24 protein-coding genes are annotated in these 24,076 nt (G+C 71.0%); 19 read left to right on the forward strand and 5 right to left on the reverse strand.

Going from position 1 to position 24,076, the window contains the following annotated elements; genetic code table 11:
• The gene (gene aroB / locus RM788_RS39400) at positions 1 to 1,107 is read left to right on the forward strand and encodes a 3-dehydroquinate synthase (protein ID WP_315924800.1); all 1,107 of its coding nucleotides are present in this window, start codon (positions 1 to 3) and stop codon (positions 1,105 to 1,107) included.
• Entirely contained in the window at positions 1,104 to 1,532 is a 429-nt protein-coding gene (gene aroQ, locus RM788_RS39405) for a type II 3-dehydroquinate dehydratase (RefSeq protein ID WP_315924802.1), read from the forward strand. The genes aroB and aroQ overlap by 4 nt, the downstream gene beginning before the upstream one ends.
• 90 nt (positions 1,533 to 1,622) lie before the next feature.
• Here aroQ and RM788_RS39410 read toward each other — a convergent pair whose 3' ends face one another.
• Complete coding sequence (locus RM788_RS39410; protein ID WP_315924804.1) at positions 1,623 to 2,573, reverse strand: hypothetical protein; 951 nt, start codon at positions 2,571 to 2,573, stop codon at positions 1,623 to 1,625.
• 696 nt (positions 2,574 to 3,269) lie between these two features.
• Between RM788_RS39410 and RM788_RS39415 the strand changes: the two genes are divergently transcribed.
• Positions 3,270 to 4,775, forward strand: coding sequence for a glycoside hydrolase family protein (locus tag RM788_RS39415; RefSeq protein ID WP_315924806.1), 1,506 nt, complete (start codon positions 3,270 to 3,272; stop codon positions 4,773 to 4,775).
• Between the two features lie 3 nt (positions 4,776 to 4,778).
• Here the strand turns inward: RM788_RS39415 and RM788_RS39420 are convergent, their stop codons facing one another.
• Positions 4,779 to 5,195 carry a B-4DMT family transporter gene (locus tag RM788_RS39420; RefSeq protein ID WP_315924808.1) on the reverse strand — a complete coding sequence of 139 codons (417 nt, stop codon included), beginning with the start codon at positions 5,193 to 5,195 and terminating at the stop codon, positions 4,779 to 4,781.
• Between the two features lie 97 nt (positions 5,196 to 5,292).
• On the opposite strand from RM788_RS39420, the gene RM788_RS39425 reads away from it, so the two are divergent.
• Genes RM788_RS39425 through nusB form a run of 3 tightly spaced genes read left to right on the forward strand, consistent with a single transcriptional unit; the run spans position 5,293 to position 7,417 of the window.
• Positions 5,293 to 6,381 (forward strand): M24 family metallopeptidase, encoded by a 1,089-nt coding sequence (locus tag RM788_RS39425; RefSeq protein ID WP_315924810.1) that lies wholly within the window; start codon positions 5,293 to 5,295, stop codon positions 6,379 to 6,381.
• Positions 6,382 to 6,432: 51 nt separating this feature from the next.
• Positions 6,433 to 6,996, forward strand: a complete 564-nt coding sequence (gene efp / locus RM788_RS39430; protein WP_315924812.1) for an elongation factor P — start codon at positions 6,433 to 6,435, stop codon at positions 6,994 to 6,996.
• A 1-nt stretch (position 6,997) separates the two neighbouring features.
• Positions 6,998 to 7,417: a transcription antitermination factor NusB gene (gene nusB, locus RM788_RS39435; RefSeq protein ID WP_106197034.1), complete on the forward strand. Its 420-nt coding sequence runs from the start codon at positions 6,998 to 7,000 to the stop codon at positions 7,415 to 7,417.
• A gap of 54 nt (positions 7,418 to 7,471) precedes the next feature.
• Here nusB and RM788_RS39440 read toward each other — a convergent pair whose 3' ends face one another.
• Positions 7,472 to 7,960, reverse strand: a complete 489-nt coding sequence (locus tag RM788_RS39440; protein WP_015103676.1) for a transcriptional regulator BldD — start codon at positions 7,958 to 7,960, stop codon at positions 7,472 to 7,474.
• A 258-nt stretch (positions 7,961 to 8,218) separates the two neighbouring features.
• Between RM788_RS39440 and pyrR the strand changes: the two genes are divergently transcribed.
• The 12 genes from pyrR (at position 8,219) to metK (ending at position 21,050) form a co-directional block, all read left to right on the forward strand.
• Positions 8,219 to 8,791, forward strand: a complete 573-nt coding sequence (gene pyrR / locus RM788_RS39445) for a bifunctional pyr operon transcriptional regulator/uracil phosphoribosyltransferase PyrR (protein WP_106197035.1) — start codon at positions 8,219 to 8,221, stop codon at positions 8,789 to 8,791.
• Positions 8,788 to 9,747, forward strand: a complete 960-nt coding sequence (locus RM788_RS39450) for an aspartate carbamoyltransferase catalytic subunit (RefSeq protein WP_315924824.1) — start codon at positions 8,788 to 8,790, stop codon at positions 9,745 to 9,747. The genes pyrR and RM788_RS39450 overlap by 4 nt, the downstream gene beginning before the upstream one ends.
• Positions 9,744 to 11,057 (forward strand): dihydroorotase, encoded by a 1,314-nt coding sequence (locus tag RM788_RS39455; protein WP_315924826.1) that lies wholly within the window; start codon positions 9,744 to 9,746, stop codon positions 11,055 to 11,057. The genes RM788_RS39450 and RM788_RS39455 overlap by 4 nt, the downstream gene beginning before the upstream one ends.
• Positions 11,054 to 11,584: a PH-like domain-containing protein gene (locus RM788_RS39460; protein WP_315924828.1), complete on the forward strand. Its 531-nt coding sequence runs from the start codon at positions 11,054 to 11,056 to the stop codon at positions 11,582 to 11,584. Before RM788_RS39455 ends, RM788_RS39460 begins: the two co-directional genes overlap by 4 nt.
• Complete coding sequence (gene carA / locus RM788_RS39465; protein WP_315924829.1) at positions 11,581 to 12,711, forward strand: glutamine-hydrolyzing carbamoyl-phosphate synthase small subunit; 1,131 nt, start codon at positions 11,581 to 11,583, stop codon at positions 12,709 to 12,711. Before RM788_RS39460 ends, carA begins: the two co-directional genes overlap by 4 nt.
• Complete coding sequence (carB, locus tag RM788_RS39470; RefSeq protein ID WP_315924831.1) at positions 12,711 to 16,016, forward strand: carbamoyl-phosphate synthase large subunit; 3,306 nt, start codon at positions 12,711 to 12,713, stop codon at positions 16,014 to 16,016. The genes carA and carB overlap by 1 nt, the downstream gene beginning before the upstream one ends.
• On the forward strand, positions 16,013 to 16,828 hold the full coding sequence (gene pyrF, locus RM788_RS39475; protein ID WP_315924833.1) for an orotidine-5'-phosphate decarboxylase: 816 nt from the start codon (positions 16,013 to 16,015) through the stop codon (positions 16,826 to 16,828). Before carB ends, pyrF begins: the two co-directional genes overlap by 4 nt.
• A 408-nt stretch (positions 16,829 to 17,236) precedes the next feature.
• Positions 17,237 to 17,554 carry an integration host factor, actinobacterial type gene (gene mihF / locus RM788_RS39480; RefSeq protein ID WP_106197042.1) on the forward strand — a complete coding sequence of 106 codons (318 nt, stop codon included), beginning with the start codon at positions 17,237 to 17,239 and terminating at the stop codon, positions 17,552 to 17,554.
• A complete protein-coding gene (gene gmk / locus RM788_RS39485) occupies positions 17,551 to 18,153 on the forward strand; it encodes a guanylate kinase (protein ID WP_315924836.1) in 603 nt (200 codons plus the stop codon). Before mihF ends, gmk begins: the two co-directional genes overlap by 4 nt.
• Positions 18,154 to 18,258: 105 nt before the next feature.
• Complete coding sequence (gene rpoZ, locus RM788_RS39490) at positions 18,259 to 18,537, forward strand: DNA-directed RNA polymerase subunit omega (protein ID WP_106197044.1); 279 nt, start codon at positions 18,259 to 18,261, stop codon at positions 18,535 to 18,537.
• Positions 18,534 to 19,778, forward strand: coding sequence for a bifunctional phosphopantothenoylcysteine decarboxylase/phosphopantothenate--cysteine ligase CoaBC (coaBC, locus tag RM788_RS39495; RefSeq protein ID WP_315924840.1), 1,245 nt, complete (start codon positions 18,534 to 18,536; stop codon positions 19,776 to 19,778). Before rpoZ ends, coaBC begins: the two co-directional genes overlap by 4 nt.
• A 69-nt stretch (positions 19,779 to 19,847) precedes the next feature.
• Complete coding sequence (gene metK / locus RM788_RS39500) at positions 19,848 to 21,050, forward strand: methionine adenosyltransferase (protein ID WP_315924842.1); 1,203 nt, start codon at positions 19,848 to 19,850, stop codon at positions 21,048 to 21,050.
• Positions 21,051 to 21,064: 14 nt separating this feature from the next.
• Here metK and RM788_RS39505 read toward each other — a convergent pair whose 3' ends face one another.
• Both RM788_RS39505 and RM788_RS39510 read right to left on the reverse strand, forming a co-directional pair.
• Positions 21,065 to 21,322 (reverse strand): hypothetical protein, encoded by a 258-nt coding sequence (locus RM788_RS39505; protein WP_315924844.1) that lies wholly within the window; start codon positions 21,320 to 21,322, stop codon positions 21,065 to 21,067.
• Between the two features lie 81 nt (positions 21,323 to 21,403).
• Positions 21,404 to 21,943, reverse strand: a complete 540-nt coding sequence (locus tag RM788_RS39510; RefSeq protein ID WP_315924846.1) for a P-loop nucleotide/nucleoside kinase family protein — start codon at positions 21,941 to 21,943, stop codon at positions 21,404 to 21,406.
• Positions 21,944 to 22,041: 98 nt separating this feature from the next.
• Here RM788_RS39510 and RM788_RS39515 point away from each other — a divergent pair, with 98 nt between their 5' ends.
• Positions 22,042 to 24,054, forward strand: a complete 2,013-nt coding sequence (locus RM788_RS39515; RefSeq protein WP_315924848.1) for a primosomal protein N' — start codon at positions 22,042 to 22,044, stop codon at positions 24,052 to 24,054.
• Positions 24,055 to 24,076 lie beyond the last annotated feature (22 nt).

Below are 24,076 nucleotides of genomic sequence, written 5' to 3' on the forward strand. Positions count from 1 at the left end.
ATGGGCGAGCCGGTGCGGATCCGCGTGGCCGCGGAGCGACCGTACGACGTGGTGGTGGGTCGTGGCCTCCTCGGTGACATGACGGACGCCGTGCGGGGGATCGCCAAGATCGCGATCATCCACCCGCCCACGCTCGTCGAGACGGCCGAGGCGCTGCGCGAGACGCTCGCCGCGGCCGGGGCGGACGCGCACCGCGTCGAGATCCCCGACGCCGAGGACGGCAAGGAGCTGCCCGTCGCCGCGTTCGTCTGGGACGTGCTCGGCAAGATCGGCCTCGGCCGCTCGGACGCCGTCATCGGCCTCGGCGGCGGGGCGGTGACCGACCTCGCCGGGTTCGTCGCGTCCACGTGGATGCGCGGCGTGAAGCTGTTCAACGTGCCGACGACGCTGCTCGGCATGGTCGACGCCGCCGTCGGCGGCAAGACCGGCGTCAACACCGCGGCGGGCAAGAACCTGGTCGGCACGTTCTACGAGCCCACCGCCGTCTTCGTCGACCTCGCCACCCTGGACACGTTGCCCCGCAACGAGCTCGTCGCGGGCATGGCCGAGATCGTCAAGGGCGGCTTCATCGCCGACCCGGTCATCCTCGACCTCATCGAGGCCGACCCCGAGGCGGCGCTGGACCCGTCCGGCGACGTCCTGGAGGAGCTGGTCCGCCGCAAGATCCAGGTCAAGGCCGACGTGGTCTCCACCGACCTGCGCGAATCCGACCTGCGCGAGATCCTGAACTACGGACACACCCTCGGCCACGCCATCGAACGCCGCGAGCGCTACAAGTGGCGCCACGGCGCGGCCATCAGCGTCGGCCTCGTCTTCGCCGCCGAACTCGCCCGCCTCGCGGGCCGCCTAGACGACGCCACGGCCGACCGCCACCGCACGGTGCTGACCAGCCTGGGACTGCCCACCAGCTACGACCCGACCGCGCTCCCGCAGCTCATGGAGGGCATGCGCGTCGACAAGAAGAACCGCTCCGGCGTCCTCCGCTTCGTGGTCCTCGACGGCCTCGCCAAACCAGGCCGCCTGGAAGGCCCCGACCCGGCCCTCATCGCCGCCGCCTACTCCGCGGTCGCAGCCGAACCCACCACCGGCGGAGGCGTCCTCCTGTGAAGGTCCTCGTCCTCAACGGCCCCAACCTCGGCCGCCTCGGCACCCGCGAACCCGACGTCTACGGCCACACCACCTACGCCGACCTCATCGCGCTCTGCGAAGGCACCGGCCACGAACTGGGCCTGGAGGTGGACGTCCGCCAAACCGACTTCGAAGGCGAAATGCTCACCTGGCTCCACGAGGCCGCCGACCACCAGTACCCCGTCGTCCTCAACCCGGCCGCCTGGACCCACTACTCCATCGCCGTACGAGACGCCTGCTCCCAACTCACCGCCCCGCTGGTCGAGGTCCACATCTCCAACGTGCACAAGCGCGAGGAGTTCCGAGCCCACAGCTACATCTCCGCAGTAGCCGACGGCACCATCCTCGGCCTCGGCGTACAGGGCTACGCCCTCGCCCTGCGCTGGCTCGCCACGAAGTCCTGACGGGTCGGCCGGCCCGAGCCCAGGCCCACAGCCGGGCTCGTGCCGGTCGCTCCGGAGCCGTCGTGAACGGCCGCTCGGCATTCGTGCCGGTCATTCCTGCGTGATACCCACCAGGCGAAGCTGTCCTTCGTGCTCGATCACGGTGGCGTCGTAGGTCCCGCTCTGCGAGTAGTAGGGCTGTGCGCTGTCCCTGCCGTTCCGCCTGCGCACCACAGCGGAGTAGCTGCCGACGACGTGGATCAGGCCGTACTGGTCGTCGAACCGCTGGCGGGTGTTGGCGTTGGGCGGCGGATCGCCCTCGAAGGTCCAGCTCACGTCGGTGGTCTTCGGTGTTGACGGCGTGCCGGGGCATCCGCTCGGCATCGGTGAGGCGGACGTCCCGACGCAGCGGACGAAGCCGTCGCGGACGACGGCGAGCACGTCCTGCTCGCTCCAGGCCGGGTGCCGCTTGGTGATGACACCGGCGCGCGCCCCCTCGACGCGGTACACGTCGTCGATGGCCGTGCGGTCGCCCTGCCAGGGGAACTCCGCCTGGTATTGGAAGGTCTGGGTGGACGACTCCGGCCCGGCCGCCGTGTCGAACCTGACCGTCATCACGGCGTTCCCGCGCACGAAGGCCCTTCCGTCATCCCACCTCACCTGCGCGCCGTCGACCGGATCGCCCAGCAGTTCCCACCGAACGCCGTGCGCGGGCTGCGCGGAAGGCACGGCTTGGGGGCAGTTGGCGGGCTTCAGCACGACCTCGGAGGCGCACAGGACGAGCTTCCTGCCGATCGCGGCGACCACCGCCTCATCGGTCGCGCCCGCAGGTCGGGTACCGGGTTCGGCCGGAAACGCCGTGGTGCCGACGTTTCCGCCCACGCCTTGCGAGAGGAAGATCAGCACGCCCACCACCAGGAGGGCGACGAGGGGAAGACCCGCGGGAGGCTTGCTCGCCCCGTCTGCGTCCTTGACCATCGTGATCCGGCCCGCTTGGACCACGGTGCCGTGAACGACGCCGGACAGGTCGTTCCGGATGGAACGACCGCGCTGGTTGTTCATCTACTACCTTCGGCCGCAGGAGCAGGGGATGGGCGTGCGTGAGCACATCTTCACGGACCGACCCTTGTTTTCGAACCGCAAATTGCGGAAAGAAAGCAAGGTTCCTCCGGGTATTTCTTGTACTCCGATCGGGTGAACATCGAGAGAAGGGGTGTTACCCAGAGTGTTCTACACCATGTCGGGCACTGAGGCCCAGACCTTCCGTGCACGTCGGGGGCAAACTGCGTGGCCCAAGGAGCCCTTCACCACGTCGAACTCCGGGTACCCGACGTCACCCGTGCGGCGAACACCCTCGGCTGGCTCCGAACTCTTGGCTGGACCCAGTTCCAACGCCGGCAAGCCGGCATCGGCTGGCGTCAAGGCCCCGCCTGCACCGTCGTGGACAATCCCTCGCCATGACCGCCGGACCTCGCGAGCGCAAACGGTCGGGCCTCAACCGCCTAACCCTGCACGTCACAGGCAAAATGGCCGTAGACGACCCGACCATCGCGCCTTGGAGCACGGTTGGCAGCTCCTCTCCCCCACCGCCATTCCAACGCAGGCGGCCTCAACCACTACGCTGCCCACCTCGGGAACGCCCACGGCTCCAAATCCACACTCGTTGCCACTACTGACGAGTAGTCGTCTGGACGGGTGAACGGGATCCCTACACTGTTGCCGATTCGCCCGCCGATCGAGTGGAGGAACCTCCCCGCTATGCCGAGGCCCCTCCGGCTCCTGGCGATCCTCGCCGCGGCTGCCCTGCTGTCGTCCTGCAGCGCCGGCGTCGCGATGACGCGGGCCGAGGGCACCGGTCCCGTGGATCCGCCCGCCGCGCCGCAGAAGCAGCGCACGGCCCCCGCGGACGCCATCCCGCTGGCCTTCGACCGCGCCCGTGGCGGCGCGGGTGTCATCGCCGCGGGTGGTGGCGACTCGCCGTACAACTACGGCCCCACCGTGCTGGTCGAGAACGGCCGCAACCGGATGTGGTGGTGCAGCCAGCTCGGCGTCGCGGTCCCGGCGGGCGATGACCTGCTCTACGCCGAAAGCCCTTCCGCGGACGGCCCGTTCACCGCACCCGACGGCACGATGGCGCTGCCCGTGCTGAGCGGCAGCGTGAACGGGTTCGACGGCGTGCACACCTGCGACCCGTCGGTGATCCACGTCGGCTCGACCTACTACCTGTACTACACCGGCGCGTCCGGCGAGCACGCTCACGGCAACGGGATCGGGGTCGCGACCAGCGCGGACGGCATCTCGTGGCAGCGGGGGCACAACGGGCAGCCGATCATCGGGCCCGCGTACGACACGATCCGCGACAACACCTACGGCTCCGGGCAGCCCGCCGCGCTGTTCCTGGACGGCTGGTTCTACCTGATGTTCACCGACACCACCGGCCGCGCGGCGGGGTGGAACGGGGCGGGCCAGTTCGTGCTGCGGTCGAAGGACCCGGTGTTCCAGTCGGGCGTGCAGGCGTTGGGGGACAGGGGTTTCGCGACCGTGTCGGTCACCAACGCGCCGCGCGCGCGGTCCGTGGTCGACGCGTTCAGCGCCGATTGGATGTGGGTCGACGCGCTGAACGCGTTCGCGATCGCCCACGAGACCGAGTCCGGCACCAGCCTCACGTTCTGGAACTCCGACTTCACCACCCAGCCGTACAAGCAGATCACCGTGCCCGGTCCGTGGCGCGAGGGGCCGGGGCTGGTGCGCACGTCCCAAGGGCACGCGCCGATCGCCGTCGAGGACCCGTGCGGGCGGGTGCCGATCGACGTCGTCCGGGCCACCGTCGACGGCGCGGCGGGCGCGCCGACCGACCTGGCGCACTTCGGCATGGACCTGGCGGGCGTGCCGGGCTGCGCCACCAAGGAGGCGGCGTCCGTGCTGGAGGGCTTCGCCGTGCCGTCGCCGGAGCGCACGATGGACCTCGTCCACGGCGGCAAGGTCGTGCGGCTGGAGCGGCGCTCGGTCACCGACAGGCTGGCGGGCGTCGTGCTGGAGCGCAGGCCCGCGATCGTCGACCAGCTGCCGGTCGTCGCGGACATCCCGTCCGGCGCGCAGGCGGTCCGCTCACCGGACGGCCAGGTGGGCGTGCTCCTCGACGGCGGCAAGGTGTGGCTCATCGGCGACGAGACCGTCGCCGCGCTGAACTCCTCGACGGTCAAGCAGGCCACCGACCAGGAGTGGAAGTCCTACGAGCAGGCGGGCGACCTCTCCCGGCGCTAGGCCCTAGGCCTGGCTCCGCCGCGACCCGTCGGGCTGCGGCAGCAGGTTCCCGATCCCCATCCCGATGGCGGCGGACACCAGCACCACCAGTGCGGTGAACGCCGCCCCACCGGTCAACGCGGGCCACAGCGACTCGGTGCCGGTCTGGTCGACCAGCAGCCCGGTCCCGACCACCCCGAGCACTCCGGCCGACGGCCCCGCCACCAGGGCCGCGAAGAACCAGCACATCCCCCGCTCGTCCAGCCCGCGCCACGCGTCCAACGCGCCCCACAGCACCGCGATGACCACCACCAGCCCGAACGCGATGATCCGCACCGACGGGCTCGCCTCGGGGCTGCGCACGTTGACCGCCACCACCCCGGCCTGCACCGCACCGTGCAACAAGCCCATCCAGACCCCGCGGGTCAGCCACGCACCCATGGCGAACAGCCTAGTGCCGCCCGGACCGCCCGAAGCGGGAACCGGACCAGACTTCCGGAGGCCTGTGCGACCCGCGCGATCGTCCTAGGCTGCCGGTATGCCGCTGCACGCCCCTCGTCGCGCCGCACTGCGCGCCAGGCTCCGCGAACTCGACCTGGACGCCCTGCTGGTGACCGACCTGCTCAACGTCCGCTACCTCACCGGGTTCACCGGGTCCAACGCGGCGCTGCTGGTGGCCGCCGGGTCGGACGGGGAGTCGGTGTTCTGCACCGACGGGCGGTACCTGACGCAGGCGGGGGCGCAGGTGCCGGACCTGGAGCGGGTGATCGACCGGCCGTGCGACCTGGTGCTGGCGGCGCGGGCCGCCAAGAACGGGTGCAAGCGGGTGGGGTTCGAGAGCGGGCACGTGACCGTGGAGGGGCTCGACGGGATCGGGCGGGCGGCCGAGGGCGTGGAGCTGGCCAGGGCGCCGGGGCTGGTGGAGGCGCTCAGGGTCGTCAAGGACGACGCCGAGGTCGAGGCGTTGCGAATGGCGTGCGCGGCGGCGGACCGGGCGCTGGTGGATCTGATCGAGCACGGCGGGCTGCGGGCGGGGCGGACCGAGCGGGAGATCGGGCGCGAGCTGGAGAGCCGGATGCTCGACCACGGGGCGGACGGGCCGTCGTTCGCGACGATCGTGGCGGTCGGGGCGAACTCGGCGATCCCGCACCACGAACCGACCGACGCCGTCCTCAAGCCCGGTGACTTCGTGAAGCTCGACTTCGGCGCGCTGGTCGACGGCTACCACTCCGACATGACGCGCACCCTCGTGCTCGGCCGGGCGGCGGACTGGCAGCGGGACCTGTACGAGCTGGTCGCGCGGTCGCAGGCGGCGGGCCGGGAGGCGCTCGCGCCCGGTGTCGAAGTGCGGGCGGTGGACTCGGCGTCGCGGCGAATGATCGAGGACGCCGGGTACGGCGAGCGGTTCCTGCACGGGCTCGGGCACGGCGTCGGACTGCAGATCCACGAGGCTCCGGCGCTGTCCAAGTCGGGTGAAGGTACACTTTCCGCCGGTATGGCGGTCACCGTCGAGCCCGGCGTCTACCTGTCGGGAAAGGGCGGTGTCCGCATCGAGGACACGCTCGTGGTGCGTGCGAACGCGCCGGAGCTCCTCACCCTGACCACGAAGGAACTCGTGGTCGTCTAAGCGCCCGCTCACGTCGGGCTTGCCCCTCGGACAACAGGAGAGACCACCACCGTGGCCACGACCAACGACCTGAAGAACGGCCTGGTGCTGAACCTCGACGGCCAGCTGTGGACCGTCACCGCGTTCCAGCACGTCAAGCCGGGCAAGGGTGGTGCCTTCGTGCGCACCACGTTGAAGCACGTCCTGTCCGGCAAGGTCGTGGACAAGACCTTCAACGCGGGCACGAAGGTCGACACGGCCACCGTGGACAAGCGGACGATGACGTTCCTCTACAAGGACGGCAACGACTTCGTCTTCATGGACAGCGACACCTTCGACCAGCTCACCGTGCCCGGTGAGACCGTGTCGGACGCGGCGGGCTACATGCTGGAGAACCAGGAGGCCATGGTCGCGACCCACGAGGGCGTGCCGCTCTTCGTGGAGCTCCCGACCTCGGTCGAGCTGCTGATCGAGCACACCGACCCCGGCCTGCAGGGCGACCGCTCCACCGGCGGCACCAAGCCCGCCAAGCTGGAGACCGGCGCCGAGATCCAGGTGCCGCTGTTCGTCACCACGGGCGAGAAGGTCAAGGTCGACACCCGCGACGGTCGCTACCTCGGCCGTGTGAGCAGCTGACGTGGGTGCGCGCAGCAAGGCCCGGAAACGCGCGGTCGACATCCTCTTCGAGGCGGACCTGCGCGGACAGGACCCGGTGACCCTGGTCGCCGGGCGGATCGGGTCGGTCGACGTGCCGCCGGTGAACGACTACACGGTCACGCTCGTCGAAGGCGTCACCGCGCACCAGGCGCGGATCGACGACCTGATCTCGGAGCACGCCGAGGGCTGGACGCTCCAGCGGATGCCCGCGGTCGACCGCGCGGTGCTGCGGATCGGCCTGTACGAGCTGCTGTGGGCGACGGACGTGCCGGACGCGGTCGCGATCGACGAGGCGATCGAGCTGGCGAAGGGTCTGTCCACGGACGACTCGCCGCGGTTCGTCAACGGCGTGCTCGGCCGGATCGCGGTCATCGCGGACCAGCTGCGCGCCGTCCTGTAGACAACGCGAGCGCAGCTAAGGCCACCTCGGTGAACCGGGGTGGCCTTAGCCGTCTCAGTCCTCCTTGGCCGGACGGGCCTCGGGGGGGAGAACACCCCAGTCGATGAGCTGCTCGGTGAGCTCGCCGGGGGTCATGTCGTAGATGATCGCCAGCGAACGCAGGTCCTCGGTGCGGATGGAGAGCACCTTGCCGTTGTAGTCGCCGCGCTGGCTCTGGATGGTCGCGGCGTAGCGCGCCAGCGGTCCGACCTTCTCCGCGGGCAGCTGTTGCAGTCGTTCGAGGTTGATCACGATCTTCGTGGCCGGTTCCGCGCCCGAGGGCACTCGACCTTCCGGCAGCAGTTCGGCCACCGGGACCCCGTAGAAGTCGGCCAGCTCGGCCAGCTTCTGCACCGTCACGGCTCGGTCGCCACGCTCGTACGAGCCGACGACCACGGCCTTCCAGCGACCGCCGGACTTCTGCTCGACGCCGTGCAGGGACAAACCCTGCTGCTGCCGGATCGCGCGGAGCTTGGCCCCCAACGCCTTGGCGTAGTCGCCCATATGGCGGTTCTCCGTTCATTCGCCCCGCCAGCCGGTAGGGGACTGGGCCGGGGAGGTCAGACTCAATACGCAGAGTAATGATTGCTCTCCGTGGTCGCCAGGTCAAGCCGATCTCGTCGGCCCATGGGGGCGAGAGGCTCGACACCACTCGTAAGGTGGGTACTCCGTGCCTGATACCGTGCAGGTCAGCCCGGTCGAAGCCGGGTGTCCGACGTCCTTTAAGGACCCGTCCCGTGAGGCGGGGAAGGAGGTCCAACCGTGGCGCCACGTCAACGTGGTGCGACGGATCCGGCTGGAGAGCGCGAGCTTCTCTCGGCCGGTGACGTTGCACGCACTGTCGCCCGAATGGCCCATCAGATCATCGAGAAGACCGCTCTTGATGCACCGAGCGCACCCGCAGTAGTCCTGATGGGCATACCGAGTCGGGGGGCACCCCTCGCTCGCCGACTGGCCCTCAAGATCGCGGAGTTCAGTGGTGTCGAAGTACCCACCGGAACGCTGGACGTCACCCTCTACCGCGATGACCTGCGGCGCGGCCCGACCCGGCCGCTGGAAACCACGGCACTGCCCGAAGGCGGGATCGACGACCGCCTGGTCGTGCTCGTGGACGACGTCCTGTTCTCCGGCCGCACCATCCGCGCGGCCCTCGACGCCCTGCGCGACCACGGCCGCCCCCGCGCGGTCCAGCTGGCCGTGCTGGTCGACCGCGGCCACCGCGAACTGCCGATCCGCGCGGACTACGTTGGCAAGAACGTGCCAACCGCGCGCACCGAGGACGTGGCGGTCCTGCTGGTCGAGTTCGACCAGCGCGACGGAGTGGTGCTGAAGTGAAGCACCTGCTCTCGACGGAGGGGCTCGACCGGGCGACCGCCACGTCGATCCTCGACACCGCCGACAACCTCAAGCGCGCGCTGCTCGGCCGGGAGGTCCGCAAGCTCCCGACGCTGCGCGGCCGCACCGTCATCACCCTGTTCTACGAGAACTCCACCCGCACCAGGGTCTCCTTCGAGATCGCCGGGAAGTGGATGAGCGCGGACGTGGTCAACGTGTCCGCGGGCGGGTCGAGCGTCGGCAAGGGCGAGTCCCTCCGGGACACCGCGCTGACGCTGGCCGCCGCGGGCGCGGACTGCGTGATCGTCCGGCACCCCGCCTCCGGCGCGGCGCACCGGCTCGCGGGGTGGCTCGCGGGCGTGGGCACGTCCGTGGTCAACGCGGGCGACGGGATGCACGAGCACCCGACGCAGGCCCTGCTGGACGCGGCCACGCTGCGCGAACGGCTCGGCTCCGTCGAGGGCCGCCGGATCGCGATCGTCGGCGACGTCCTGCACAGCCGGGTCGTCCGGTCCAACGTGCACCTGCTCGCCACGCTCGGCGCCGACGTGGTGCTGGTCGCCCCGCCGACGCTGCTGCCCGTGGGGGTCGGGAACTGGCCCGTCACCGTGTCGTACGACCTCGACGCCGAACTGCCCAGCCTGGACGCGGTCATGCTGCTCCGGGTCCAGGCGGAGCGGATGCTCAGCGGGTCCGCGGGCGCGGGGGGCAACGGGCAGTTCTTCCCGTCGGCGCGCGAGTACTCGATCGCCTACGGGCTCAACGAGAACCGCCTCGGCCTCATGCCGGAGCACGCCGTCGTGCTGCACCCCGGTCCGATGCTCCGCGGGATGGAGATCGCCTCGGCGGTCGCCGACTCCCCGCGCGCGGCCATCACCGACCAGGTGCGCAACGGCGTCCACCTGCGCATGGCGGTCCTCTACCACCTGCTTGCCCATGAGGAGGAAGCTTCGTGAGCGCGCTCGCGAGCGAACGGGGAGCCCCGGATCCCCTGCTGCTGAAGAACGTCCGCCCCTACGGCGAGGGCGACCCGGTCGACGTGCTGGTCCGCCACGGCGTCATCGCCGGGATCGGGTCCGTCGAGCAGGACGGCGTGGAGACGGTCGACGGCGCCGGAGCGGTGCTGCTGCCCGGTTTCGTCGACCTGCACACCCACCTGAGGGAGCCGGGCCGCGAGGACACCGAGACCATCGAGACCGGCTCCAGGGCCGCCGCGCTCGGCGGGTACACCGCCGTGTTCGCCATGGCCAACACCAGCCCGGTCGCCGACAACGCGGTCATCGTGGAACACGTGTGGCGCCGCGGCGTCGAGGTCGGCCTGGTCGACGTGCACCCGGTCGGCGCGGTCACCGTCGGGCTCAAGGGCGAGAAGCTCGCCGAACTGGGCACGATGGCCAAGTCCGCCGCGAACGTCCGCGTCTTCTCCGACGACGGCCACTGCGTGCACGACCCGCTGGTCATGCGCCGCGCGCTGGAGTACTCCAAGGCGCTCGACGTGGTCATCGCCCAGCACGCCGAGGAGCCGCGGCTGACCGTCGGCGCCCAGGCGCACGAGGGCGAGCAGGCCGCCCGGCTCGGCCTCCAGGGCTGGCCCGCCGCGGCCGAGGAGTCGATCGTCGCGCGGGACTGCCTGCTGGCGCTGCACGCCGAAGCCCGGCTGCACATCTGCCACGTGTCCACCACGGGCACCGCGGACGTGCTGAAGTGGGCCAAGGCGCGCGGCACCAAGGTGTCCGCCGAGGTCACCCCGCACCACCTGCTGCTGACCGACGACCGGCTGAGCACCTACGACCCGGTCAACAAGGTCAACCCGCCGCTGCGCGCGGACGCGGACGTCCAGGCGCTGCGCCGGGCGCTCGCCGACGGCGTGATCGACTGCGTCGCGACCGACCACGCCCCGCACGCCGTGCAGGACAAGGACTGCGAGTGGGCCGCCGCCCGCCCCGGCATGCTCGGTCTGCAGACCGCCCTGTCCGTGGTCGTCGAGGCCATGGTCAAGACCGGCCTGCTGGACTGGCGCGGTGTCGCGCGGGTGATGAGCGAACGGCCCGCCGAGATCGCCGGGCTGCCCGACCAGGGCCGTCCGATCGAGGTCGGCGAACCGGCCAACCTGGTGCTGGTCGACCCGGACGCCACCTGGACCGTGCGCGGGGCGGAACTCGCGAGCGTCGCGGGCAACACCCCGTTCGAGGGCATGGAGCTGCCGGGCGTTGTGACGGCCACCCTGCTGCGCGGCCGCGTCACGGCGGGGAGGATTCCGGCATGACCAGGGTTCTCCTCTCGCTGGCGGTGCTGGCGTTCTTCGCGCTCTGCCTCTACGGCATGTGGCACGGCTGGCAGCGCCGCGCGCGCCGCCAGGCCGCCGTGCTCGTCGACTTCCCGGCCGTGCCCACCGACACCGGTGCCGTGCTGCTGGAGACGACCGGCCAGTACATCGGCACGACCATCGGCGACAACTGGCAGGACCGGGTCGCCGTCGGCGACATCGGCCACCGCGCCGAGGCCGAGCTGCGGCTGACCGACCAGGGCGTGCTCATCGAGCGCGCCGGGGCGTCGGCCATGTGGATCCCCAGGGCGGAGATCGAGTCCGCCCGCACCGACCGCGGTCTCGCGGGCAAGGTCATGACCAAGGACGGCCTGCTGGTCGTGCGCTGGCACCTGGGCGAGCAGCTCGTGGACACCGGCTTCCGCGGCGACGACAAGGACGTTTACGTGCAGTGGGTCGACGCGCTGAACACCAGCGCTCCCCGTGGCAGCCGGCCGAGCCGGCCATCAGAAGGGAGTGCGACGTGACGATCGCTTCGACCAACAAGGCAGCACTTGTCCTGGAAGACGGCCGCGTGTTCCGCGGCGAGTCCTACGGCGCCCTGGGCGAAAGCCTGGGCGAGGTCGTGTTCTCCACCGGCATGACCGGCTACCAGGAGACGTTGACGGACCCCTCCTACCACCGCCAGATCGTGGTGCAGACCGCCCCGCAGATCGGCAACACCGGCTGGAACGACGAGGACGACGAGTCCTCGCGCATCTGGGTCGCGGGCTACGTCGTGCGCGACCCCTCCCGCAAGCCGTCCAACTGGCGCTCGGTCCGCGGTCTCGACGAGGAGCTGGTCCGCCAGCGCGTCGTCGGCATCGCGGGCGTGGACACCCGCATGCTGACGCGGCACCTGCGCGAGCAGGGCGCTATGCGCGCGGGCGTCTTCTCCGGCGACGCGCTGGACAGCGACGAGGCGCTCGTGGGCCGCGTGCTGGACAGCCCGCCGATGAAGGGCTCCGACCTCGCGGGCGACGTCACCACGGCGGAGCCCTACGTGGTCCCCGCGGTCGGCGAACGGCGCTTCCGCGTCGCCGCGCTGGACCTGGGCATCAAGTCGAACACCCCGAGGATGATGGCGGCGCGCGGCATCGAGGTGCACGTGCTGCCGCTGACGTCCACCGTGGACGACCTGCTGGCGGTCGAGGCCGACGGCGTCTTCCTGTCCAACGGGCCGGGCGACCCCGCCACCCAGACGCACGCGATCGAGCTGACGAGGTCGGTGCTGGAGCGGCGGATCCCGTTGTTCGGGATCTGCTTCGGCAACCAGATCCTGGGCCGCGCGCTGGGCCGCGACACGTACAAGATGCGCTACGGCCACCGCGGCATCAACATCCCGGTGATCGACGTGGCGACCGGCAAGGTCGCGATCACGTCGCAGAACCACGGTTTCGCGCTGGAAGGCGAGCCCGGCGAGGAGTTCTCCTCGGACTTCGGCCGCGTCCTGCTGAGCCACTACTGCCCGAACGACAACACCATCGAGGGCGTCCGCGCGCTCGACGTGCCCGCGTTCAGCGTGCAGTACCACCCGGAAGCGGCGGCCGGACCGCACGACGCCGCACCGCTGTTCGACGAGTTCTGCGATCTCATGAAGAACGAGGCCCGCTGATGCCGAAGCGCACTGACATCAAGCACGTCCTGGTGATCGGGTCCGGCCCGATCGTCATCGGCCAGGCGTGCGAGTTCGACTACTCCGGCACCCAGGCCTGCCGGGTGCTGCGGGAGGAGGGCATCCGGGTCTCGCTGGTGAACTCCAACCCCGCGACGATCATGACGGACCCGGAGTTCGCGGACGCGACCTACATCGAGCCGATCACGGCGGAGTTCGTCGAGAAGGTCATCGCGATCGAGCGCCCCGACGCCATCCTGGCGACCCTGGGCGGGCAGACCGCGCTCAACACCGCCATCGCGCTGCACGAGCGCGGCGTGCTCGAGAAGTACAACGTGGAGCTGATCGGCGCGGACATCGACGCGATCAACCGCGGCGAGGACCGGCAGATCTTCAAGGAGCTGGTCCGCAAGATCGGCGCCGAGGTCCCGCGCAGCGCGGTGTGCAAGTCGATGGAGGAAGTCCGCGCCACGGTCGAGGACCTCGGGCTCCCGGTCGTCATCCGGCCGTCGTTCACCATGGGCGGACTCGGTTCCGGCATGGCGCACACCCCCGAGGAGCTGGAACGGCTCGCAGCCTCCGGTCTCGCGGAGTCGCCGGTGACGGAGGTGCTGATCGAGGAGAGCGTGCTCGGGTGGAAGGAGTACGAGCTGGAGTTGATGCGCGACCGCAACGACAACGTGGTGGTCGTGTGCTCGATCGAGAACATCGACCCGATGGGTGTGCACACCGGTGACTCGGTGACGGTGGCGCCGGCGATGACGTTGACCGACCGCGAGTTCCAGCACATGCGCAACGTCGGCATCCAGGTCATCCGCGAGGTCGGTGTGGACACCGGCGGCTGCAACATCCAGTTCGCGATCGAACCCTCCACCGGCCGCATGGTCGTCATCGAGATGAACCCGCGTGTGTCGCGGTCCTCGGCGTTGGCGTCGAAGGCGACGGGTTTCCCGATCGCGAAGATCGCCGCGAAGCTCGCGATCGGCTACACCCTGGACGAGATCCGCAACGACATCACCGGCGAGACCCCGGCCAGCTTCGAGCCGACGTTGGACTACGTGGTGGTGAAGATCCCGCGGTTCGCGTTCGAGAAGTTCCCCGGCGCGGACCCCACCCTCACCACGACGATGAAGTCCGTCGGTGAGGCGATGTCGATGGGGCGCAACTTCGTGGAGGCGCTGGGCAAGGCGATGCGGTCCATGGAGACCAAGGACGCCGGCTTCTGGACCCGCCCCGACCCCGAGGGCACCACCCTCGAAGGACTGCTGGAGGCGTTGGGCGCGGGCCACGACGGCCGGCTCTACACGGTGGATCGGGCGTTGCGGTTCGGCGCGAGCATCGAGCAGGTCCACCAGGCCTCCGGCATCGATCCGTGGTTCATCGAGCAGATCGCGTGGCTCAACGAGCTGCGCGGTGAGATCGAGGCCGCCCCCGTGCTGGACGAGACCCTGTTGCGCAAGGCCAAGCGCGCCGGGTTGTCGGACCGGCAGATCTCGGTGCTGCGCTCGGAGTTGGCAGGTGAGGACGGGGTGCGGACGTTGCGGCACCGCCTGGGGGTGCGGCCGGTCTACAAGACCGTGGACACCTGCGCGGCGGAGTTCGCGGCCAAGACGCCGTACCACTACTCCGCCTACGAGTTGGACCCGAACGCCGAGACCGAGGTGACCGAGCAGCGCGAGCGGCCCAAGGTCCTCATCCTCGGGTCCGGGCCCAACCGGATCGGGCAGGGCATCGAGTTCGACTACTCCTGCGTGCACGCGGCGATGGCGTTGCGGGCGGCGGGGTTCGAGACCGTGATGGTCAACTGCAACCCCGAGACGGTGTCGACCGACTACGACACCTCCGACCGCCTGTACTTCGAGCCGCTCACGTTCGAGGACGTCATCGAGGTCGTGCACTCCGAACAGCGCTCCGGCACGGTCGCCGGGGTGATCGTGCAGCTCGGCGGCCAGACCCCGCTGGGTCTCGCGCAACGGCTCGCCGACGCGGGTGTGCCGATCGTGGGCACCCCGCCGGAGGCGATCCACCTGGCCGAGGAGCGCGGCGCGTTCGGGAAGCTGCTCACCGAGGCCGGGTTGCCCGCGCCGAAGTACGGGATGGCGACCTCGTTCGAGGAGGCCAAGGCCATCGCCGACGAGATCGGCTACCCCGTACTCGTGCGCCCCTCCTACGTGCTGGGCGGGCGTGGGATGGAGATCGTGTACGACGAGCCGACGTTGGCCGGGTACATCGCCCGTGCCACGGAGGTGAGTCCGGAGCACCCGGTGTTGGTGGACCGGTTCCTCGACGACGCGATCGAGATCGACGTGGACGCCCTCTACGACGGCACGGACGTGTTCATCGGCGGGGTGATGGAGCACATCGAGGAAGCGGGTGTGCACTCCGGCGACTCCGCCTGCACCCTGCCGCCCATCACCCTGGGCGAGACCGACATCGACGCGGTGCGCCGCTCGACCGAGGCCATCGCCAAGGGCATCGGGGTGCGGGGGCTGCTCAACGTCCAGTACGCCCTCAAGGACGACGTGCTGTACGTGCTGGAGGCCAACCCGCGCGCGTCGCGGACGGTGCCGTTCGTGTCCAAGGCGACCGCCGTGTCGATGGCCAAGGCCGCCGCACGGGTCATGCTGGGCACCACGATCAAGGAACTCCGCGTCGAGGGGATCCTGCCGTCCACCGGCGACGGCGCGAAGCTGCCCGCGCACGCCCCGGTGTCGGTCAAGGAGGCCGTGCTGCCCTTCCACCGGTTCCGCACCCGCGAGGGCAAGGGCGTGGACTCGTTGCTGGGCCCGGAGATGAAGTCGACCGGCGAGGTCATGGGCATCGACGTGTCGTTCGGCATGGCGTTCGCCAAGTCGCAGACCGCGTCCTACGGCTCGTTGCCGACCTCCGGCAGGGTCTTCGTGTCCGTCGCGAACCGCGACAAGCGCGCGATGATCTTCCCGGTGAAGCGCCTCGCCGACCTCGGCTTCGAGGTGCTCGCCACCTCCGGCACGGCCGAGGTGCTGCGCCGCAACGGGATCCCGTGCACGGTGGTGCGCAAGCACTTCGACGGCGTCGGGAACATCGTGGACATGATCCTGGCCGGTGACGTGGACATGATCATCAACACGCCCTACGGCAACAGCGGGCCGCGCGTCGACGGCTACGAGATCCGCACCGCCGCGGTCGCGAAGGACATCCCGTGCGTGACCACGATCCAGGGCGCGGCGGCGGCCGTGCACGGCATCGAGGCCGCGATCCGCGGCGACATCGGCGTCCGCTCCCTGCAGTCGCTGCAGGCCGCCCTGAAGGGGGAGGGCGCGTGAGCTTCGGCGCCAGGCTGGCGAAGGCGGTCGCCGAGCGCGGCGCCCTGTGCGTGGGCATCGACCCGCATCCGGGGCTGCTGCGCGACTGGGGGCTGCCCGAGGACGCGTCCGGTGTGGAGCGGTTCGCGATGACGTGCGTCGAGGCGCTGGGCGGCCAGGTCGCGATCGTGAAGCCGCAGTCGGCGTTCTTCGAGGCGCACGGCTCGAAGGGCGTGGCGGTGCTGGAGCGCGTGATCGCCGGTCTGCGCGAGGCGGACACGCTGGTGCTGGTGGACGCCAAGCGCGGTGACATCGGGTCCACGATGGCCGCCTACGCGGCCGCCTACCTCACCAACGGCTCGCCGCTCGCGGGCGACGCCGTGACGGTGTCGCCGTTCCTCGGCTTCGGGTCGCTGGACCCGGCCGTGGAGGCGGCCCGCGCGAGCGGTCGCGGCGTGTTCGTGCTGGCGCGCACGTCCAACCCGGAAGGTGCGACCGTGCAGCGCGCGGTCCTGCCCGACGGCCGCACGGTGGCGCAGTCGGTCGTGGACGGCGCGGCCGCCGCGAACGCGGGCGCCGAACCGCTCGGCGACGTCGGCCTGGTGATCGGGGCGACCCTCGCCGCGCTCGACGTCGACCTGTCCGGGCTGAACGGTCCCGTGCTCGCCCCCGGCTTCGGCGCGCAGGGGGCCACCGCGGCCGACCTGCGCGGTCTGTTCGGGCCGGAGCTGCGCGGCGTGCTGCCCGCGTCGTCGCGGGACGTGCTGCGGCACGGCCCCGACGTGGGCTCCCTGCGGGCCGCTGCGCTGCGCGTGCGCGACGAGGTGGCCTGACCCGTCGAAACGGCCGTTGGGGCCGTCCTGCGGGCGCTGGACGCCCGTGGGACGGCCCCTGCTGTTTTCGACGCGCTTGCGGTGTCCGCTCACCTGGGCAAACGTTCCCTGGTACGGTCCACGCCACCGGCGGCTCTACTGCCCGAGGTGCGCATACCACACAGGTCGTGGTCATCGCGTTCCCGGAGGCGGTGACAGGACCGTCGGTGCGAGTTGGTACTACTACCCCTCGCCGCGCACCAACTGATCGCTGTAAAGCTCAACCCCGACTGGGTTGGGGCCGAAGTCGAAAGCAAGGGTCTTAGCAAAACCCATCGACTTCCGGACCCGCGTTGTACCCAGGCAATTGCAGTCGGTACGGTCGCGGCACAGATCCCTGAATTAAATTCCCACACCACGGAGGATATCGTGGCCCTTCCCCAGCTTACCGAGGAGCAGCGGGCCGCAGCGCTGGAGAAGGCTGCTGCCGCTCGCCGCGTTCGGGCTGAGCTCAAGGAGCGCCTCAAGCGTGGCGGCACGAACCTGACCGATGTGCTCAAGGCCGCCGAGAGCGACGAGATCCTGGGCAAGATGAAGGTGTCCGCGTTGCTCGAGGCCCTTCCGGGCGTCGGAAAGGTTCGCGCGGCGCAGATCATGGAGCGGCTCGAGATCGCTACCAGCCGTCGTCTGCGTGGCCTGGGCGACCGCCAGCGCAAGGCGCTGCTCGCCGAGTTCAGCAGCGAGTGAGTAGTGGCATCGAGGCGGGGTCGGGCTCATTTGCCCGGCCCCGCCTCACCGTACTTTCCGGCCCGTCCGGTGTGGGCAAGTCCAGCGTGCTGGCCGAGCTGCGCCGACAGGGGCCGGTGAACGTGCACTTCAGCGTCTCGGTGACCACCAGGAAGCCGAGGCCGGGCGAGGTCGACGGCAGGCACTACCACTTCGTCGACCGCGTCGAGTTCGACCGGATGGTCGTCGCGGGGGAGTTCCTGGAGCACGCCGAGTTCGCGGGCAACTGCTACGGCACCCCCAAGGACCCCGTGCTGAGGGCCCTGGAGTCCGGGCTGCCGTCCCTGCTGGAGATCGAACTGCAGGGTGCGCGGCAGGTCAGGGCCACGATGCCGGAAGCCCAGCTGGTCATGCTGGCGCCCCCGTCGTGGGAGCACCTGGTGGAGCGGCTGGTCGGCCGCGGCACCGAGGACCCGGACGTGATCGAGCGCCGTCTCGAGATCGCCAGGGACGAGATGGCGGCCGAGAAGGAGTTCGACGAGGTCGTCGTGAACGCCGACGTGCGCTCCGCGGCCCGCGATTTGCTAAACTTGGTGGTCGGGCCGCAGCCCGAGATCTGATCAAGGCCCGATCCGCGGTGCCGACAGGCTCCAGAGGGCCCGACGACGATCTTGAGTGGCGCGGGACGACCCCAGCCGATACACGAACCGCAGGAGCGTTGACGAGTGACCACGCACACCGAGCTGGGCCAGCTGACGGGTTCGCCCGAGGGCATCACCAACCCGCCCATCGACGACCTGCTCGAGCAGGTCAGCTCGAAGTACGCGCTGGTGATCTACGCCGCGAAGCGCGCACGCCAGATCAACGACTACTACGCCCAGCTGGGCGAGGGCCTGCTCGAGTACGTCGGCCCGCTCGTCGAGCCGGGCCCGCGCGAGAAGCCCCTCTCCATCGCGCTGCGGGAGATCCACGCGGGTCTGCTCGAGCACACCGAGGGCGAGTGACGACCCAGCTCCACCCGGATGCCCCCGTTCGCCCCCGAGTAGTTCTCGGGGTCGGCGGGGGCATTGCCGCGTACAAGGCGTGCGAGGTGCTGCGGAGGCTGACCGAGTCGGGTCACTCCGTCCGGGTCGTGCCCACCGACGGCGCCCTCAGGTTCGTCGGGGCGGCCACGTTCGAGGCGCTCTCCGGGCAGCCCGTGCACACGGGCGTGTTCGAAGACGTGCCCGAGGTGCCCCACGTTCGGCTCGGCCAGACCGCCGACCTGGTGGTCGTGGCACCCGCGACGGCGAACCTGCTCGCCAAGGCCGCTGCCGGTCTCGCCGACGACCTGCTGACGAACACGCTGCTCACCGCCCGGTGCCCGGTGCTGATGGTGCCCGCGATGCACACCGAGATGTGGGAGCACCCGGCCACCCAGGCCAACGTGGCGCTGCTGCGCTCCCGCGGCGTCGTCGTGGCCGAGCCCGCCAGCGGCAGGCTGACCGGCAAGGACACCGGCAAGGGCAGGCTGCCCGAGCCCTCCGAGATCGTGGAGATCGCGAAGCTGCTGCTCGCGCGGCCGGACGCGCTCCCGCGCGACCTCGAAGGGCTGCACGTGGCCGTGTCCGCGGGCGGCACCCGCGAACCGCTCGACCCGGTGCGCTTCCTGGGCAACCGCTCCTCCGGCAAGCAGGGGTACGCGCTGGCCAGGGTCGCGGCGCAGCGCGGCGCGCGGGTGACGCTGGTGTCGGCGCACACCGCCGACCTGGTGGCCCCCGCGGGCGTGGACGTGGTCCGGGTCGGTACCGCCGAGGAACTCCGCCAGGCCATGCACGAGGTCGCGCCGAGCGCGGACGTGCTGGTGATGGCCGCCGCGGTGGCGGATTTCCGCCCTGTTTCGCTCACCGGGCACAAGATCAAGAAAACTGACCACGATCCGGACCCGGTCGCCCTGACCCGCAACGCCGACGTGCTCGTCGAACTCGTCGAGCGCCGCCGCCCCGGCCAGGTCGTCGTCGGTTTCGCCGCGGAGACCGGTGACGAGAACGGCGACGTGCTCGACCACGGCCGGGCCAAGCTCAAGCGCAAGGGCTGTGACCTGCTGGTCGTCAACGCGGTCGGCGACGGCAAGGCCTTCGAGGTGGAGCACAACTCCGGCTGGCTGCTGTCGTCGGACGGCACGGAGTCCCTTATCCCACACGGGTCGAAAGCGCAACTGGGTGCCGTATTGTGGGATGCGTTCCGCAAGCTGGCGAAGCCTTGAGGCACCCTCCGGTGAACCCTCGTTAAACTCGGTCACGTCCATCGCAGAACGAGGTTTGGGGTAGCCGCCGTGAGCCAGCACGCAAGCAGGCTGTTCACCAGTGAGTCCGTCACCGAAGGACATCCTGACAAGATCTGCGACGCGATCAGCGACTCGATCCTGGACGCACTGCTGAGCAAGGACCCCAGGTCGCGCGTCGCGGTGGAGACGATGGTCACAACCGGCCAGGTGCACGTCGCCGGTGAGGTGACCACCGAGGCGTACGCGGACATCCCGTCCATCGTGCGGGAGAAGATCCTCGAGATCGGCTACGACTCGTCGGCCAAGGGCTTCGACGGGCACTCGTGCGGCGTCAACGTCGCCATCGGCTCCCAGTCGCCCGACATCGCGCAGGGCGTCGACACCGCCTACGAGGAGCGGGTCTCCGACTCCTCCGACGAGATCGACCGCCAGGGCGCCGGTGACCAGGGCCTGATGTTCGGCTACGCCTGCACCGACACCCCCGAGCTGATGCCGCTGCCGATCGCGCTCGCGCACCGGCTCGCGCGCAGGCTGACCGCGGTCCGCAAGGACGGCTCGGTGCCGTACCTGCGCCCGGACGGCAAGACGCAGGTCACCATCGAGTACGCCGGTGACCAGCCCGTGCGGCTGGACACCGTGGTCGTGTCGACGCAGCACGCGGACGGCATCGACCTGGAGAAGCTGCTCGGCGTCGACATCCGCGAGAACGTGGTCGCGCCCGAGATCGCCGACCTGGGGCTGGACGCGTCGAACGTGCGGCTGCTGGTCAACCCGACGGGCCGGTTCGTCATCGGCGGCCCGATGGGTGACGCGGGTCTCACCGGTCGCAAGATCATCGTCGACACCTACGGGGGCATGGCCCGGCACGGCGGCGGCGCCTTCTCCGGCAAGGATCCGTCCAAGGTGGACCGTTCGGCCGCGTACGCGATGCGTTGGGTGGCAAAGAACGCCGTGGCCGCGGGTCTGGCGACGCGCATCGAGGTGCAGGTCGCGTACGCCATCGGCAAGGCGACCCCGGTCGGTCTCTTCGTCGAGACGTTCGGCACCGAGACGGTCGACCCGACGAAGATCCAGCAGGCCATCAGCGAGGTCTTCGACCTCCGGCCCGCCGCGATCATCCGCGACCTCGACCTGCTGCGCCCGATCTACGCGCCGACCGCCGCCTACGGGCACTTCGGCCGCACGGACGTCGATCTGCCCTGGGAGCGCACCGACCGCGCGGACGCCCTCCGCCAGGCCGCGGGCGCCTGACTTTCCTGTTTTACTCACGCGTAAAGCACGGCGGCTCGCCCGCCGTGCTTTTTCGCATTTTGGCGGCAATCGCGGGCGTGCTCCCGCTTCCCGATCACGGTCCTATTTCGACGTCGAACGGATCGGTTTGCGGCACGGGGATCGAACAAGGGGTCATGGGAGGCGAGTTCGAGAGCGAGTTCGGCGGCGAGTTCGACGACCGGAAAGGCGTCATGATCACCGTGCCGCGGATCCGCAATCCGCTCATCGCGGACGAGCGGATCCACCGTCATCTACCTGTGCTCCGGGCGTCTTGGAATACCGTTGCGAACGGCTCGCGACTTCGTGCCGCCGCATCGTCGGGGGGAGCGTCCTCAGTGGATCGGCGGGACGGCGGGCCGGTCGGCTTCCGGACTGAAAACGTTCTCGCCCAACGGTTTTCCGAGGTCGGCGACCGATCGGCCCTGGTCGAACAGTGCGAGCTCGGCGGCGTCGGGCACCTCGAACAGCTCGGCGTAGTCCGCCAGCATCGCCCGTGTGATGACGGCCTCGCCGGGCAGGCCGTTGCGCACCTCCAGCCGTCGGACCAGCTCCTCGAACGGCACGTCGAGGTGGTGCAGCTCCACGGCCGCGCCGACCGCCCGGCAGTCCCGCAGCAGCTCCGCGCGTTCCGCCCGCGACCAGAAGCCGTTCTCCAGCACCACGTCCACCCCGGATGACAGCAGCTCCAGCGCGTGCCGCCGGAACACCGCCTCCAACCCGGCCCGGAACCCGATGTCGAACAGGTCGACGCCCAGCCCCGCCATCCACTCGTCCGGGCACAGCCTGACCGCGGGCACCTCCGCCGCCAACCGCCTGGCCAGCGTGGTCTTGCCCGCTCCCGGCAGGCCGCACATCAGGAACAACCGGCTCATCGCGCACCCCCGAGGCGTTCGGGGAGCACGGTATCGGGTCCGGCCGCCGTCCCGCCTCGGTCCTGGGGCTGTCGTACCCCTCTGGTAGACCAACAGCCATGGCGAGCAGAACGACGACGAGGCGGGGTGAGCGCACCCCGGCGGAGGTGCTGCCGGTCGCCAGGGTCTGCGTGGACGTCCCGCTCGCGCACCTCGACCGGCCGTTCGACTACCAGGTGGCGTCGGACCAGGCGCAGGACGCGGTGCCGGGCAGCCGGGTCCGGGTCCGGTTCGCCGGGCAGTTGGTCGACGGGTACGTGCTGGAGCGGGTGGAGGAGACGGAGTACGGCAAGAAGCTCGCGTACCTGGAACGGGTCACCTCGCCGGAACCCGTGCTGTCGCCGGAGGTCCACCAGCTGGCGCGGGTGGTCGCCGACCGGTTCGCGGGCACGCTGATCGACGTGCTGCGGATGGCGATCCCGCCCCGGCACGCCCGCGCCGAGGGGCAGCCCTCCCCGGAGCCCGCGCCGCCGCCCGCGCCGCCGCCCGCGGCGCCGCTGGCGGCGGGTTGGACGCGCTACCCGTTCGGCCCGAACCTGCTGGACGCGCTGCTCACCGGCCGCCAGGCGCGCGCGGTGTGGCAGGCGCTGCCTGCGGAGGACTGGCCCGCCAGGCTGGCCGAGGCCGCCGCCACCGTGGCGAGCACCGGCAAGGGCGTGCTGCTGGTGGTGCCGGACCACCGCGACGTGACGCGCGTGCACGCCGCGTGCGCCGCCCTGGTCGGGGAGACCGGCGTCGTGGCGCTGTCGGCGGGCCTGGGGCCGTCCGAGCGGTACAAGAGGTGGCTCGCGGTGCTGCGCGGCTCGGTCCGGGTGGTGGTCGGCACCAGGGGAGCGGCGTTCGCGCCGGTGGCCGACCTCGGGCTGGTCGTGGTCTGGGACGACGGCGACGACCTGCACTCCGAACCGCGGATGCCGTACCCGAACGTCCGCGACGTCCTCGTGCAGCGGGCGCACCTCACCGGGGCCGCGTTCATCGCGGGCGGCTTCGCCCGCACCGCCGAGGCGCAGCTGCTGGTGGAGAGCAACTGGGCGCACGAGGTGGTCGCCGCCCGCGAGACCCTCCGCACGGCCGCGCCGCGGGTCGCCGCGGTGGGCGACAGCGACTGGCAGGAGGTCAAGGACGCCGCCGCCCGCACGGCCCGGCTGCCCTCGATCGCGTTCGACGCCGCCCGCGCCGCGCTGGCCGCCCACGCGCCGGTGCTGATCCAGGTGCCGCGCCGGGGCTACGTGCCCGCGCTGGCGTGCGGCAGCTGCCGCGCCGCCACCAGGTGCCGCCGCTGCGCGGGCCCGCTCGCGCTGCCCGGCGGCTCGGACGACGGCGTGCCGCGCCCGCCGTACTGCCGCTGGTGCGGCGCCACCGAGGCCGCCTACCGCTGCCCCGCGTGCGGCTCGCGGAAGCTGCGCGCGCAGATCGTCGGCGCCAAGCGCACGGCGGAGGAGCTGGGCCGCGCGTTCACCGGCGTCCCGGTGCGCACGTCCGGCGGCGACGAGGTGCTCGCGTCGGTGCCCGGCAAACCGGCGCTCGTGGTGGCGACACCGGGCGCCGAACCGGTGGCCGAGGGCGGGTACGGCGCCGTGCTGCTGCTCGACGGCTGGTCGTTGCTCGGCCGCGCCGACCTGCGGGCGGCGGAGGAGGCGCTGCGGCGCTGGATGACCGCCGCCGCGCTGGCGAAACCGGGTGTCGAGGGCGGCAGGGTGGTCGTGATCGCCGATTCCACCCTGGCGCCCGTGCAGGCCCTGGTCCGGTGGGACCCGGTGTGGCACGCCCGCCAGGAGCTGGCCGCCCGCACCGAACTGGGCTTCCCGCCCGCGGTGCGGATGGCGACCGTCGACGGCTCGCCGGACGCCGTCGCGGCCCTGCTGGACGAACTGCGCCTGCCCCCGACCGGCGAGGTCCTCGGCCCCGTCCCGCTCGACGAGGAGGGCACCAAGGAGCGCGCGCTGGTCCGGGTTTCCCGCGGTGAGGGGCGCGCGCTGGCGCTGGTGCTGACGGAGGCGCTGGGGGTGCGCAGCGCGCGCAAGGACCTCGACCCCGTGCGGGTGAAGTTGGACCCGCTGGAGGTCCTCTGACCTGACGGCGTCGGGTAGGGAC

The sequence above is a fragment of the Umezawaea sp. Da 62-37 genome (genome assembly GCF_032460545.1).
In the GTDB taxonomy this organism is placed as follows: Bacteria; Actinomycetota; Actinomycetes; order Mycobacteriales; family Pseudonocardiaceae; genus Umezawaea.

Excerpts from the sequence above, each read along its gene's own strand:
- aroB (WP_315924800.1), top strand. The coding sequence starts at position 1 with ATGGGCGAGCCGGTGCGGATCCGCGTGGCCGCGGAGCGACCGTACGAC.
- RM788_RS39515 (WP_315924848.1), top strand. The coding sequence starts at position 22,042 with ATGGCGAGCAGAACGACGACGAGGCGGGGTGAGCGCACCCCGGCGGAG.
- RM788_RS39410 (WP_315924804.1), bottom strand. The coding sequence starts at position 2,573 with ATGAACAACCAGCGCGGTCGTTCCATCCGGAACGACCTGTCCGGCGTC.
- carB (WP_315924831.1), top strand. The coding sequence starts at position 12,711 with ATGCCGAAGCGCACTGACATCAAGCACGTCCTGGTGATCGGGTCCGGC.
- RM788_RS39420 (WP_315924808.1), bottom strand. The coding sequence starts at position 5,195 with ATGGGTGCGTGGCTGACCCGCGGGGTCTGGATGGGCTTGTTGCACGGT.
- RM788_RS39415 (WP_315924806.1), top strand. The coding sequence starts at position 3,270 with ATGCCGAGGCCCCTCCGGCTCCTGGCGATCCTCGCCGCGGCTGCCCTG.
- RM788_RS39425 (WP_315924810.1), top strand. The coding sequence starts at position 5,293 with ATGCCGCTGCACGCCCCTCGTCGCGCCGCACTGCGCGCCAGGCTCCGC.
- RM788_RS39460 (WP_315924828.1), top strand. The coding sequence starts at position 11,054 with ATGACCAGGGTTCTCCTCTCGCTGGCGGTGCTGGCGTTCTTCGCGCTC.
- RM788_RS39510 (WP_315924846.1), bottom strand. The coding sequence starts at position 21,943 with ATGAGCCGGTTGTTCCTGATGTGCGGCCTGCCGGGAGCGGGCAAGACC.
- RM788_RS39505 (WP_315924844.1), bottom strand. The coding sequence starts at position 21,322 with ATGACGGTGGATCCGCTCGTCCGCGATGAGCGGATTGCGGATCCGCGG.
- RM788_RS39440 (WP_015103676.1), bottom strand. The coding sequence starts at position 7,960 with ATGGGCGACTACGCCAAGGCGTTGGGGGCCAAGCTCCGCGCGATCCGG.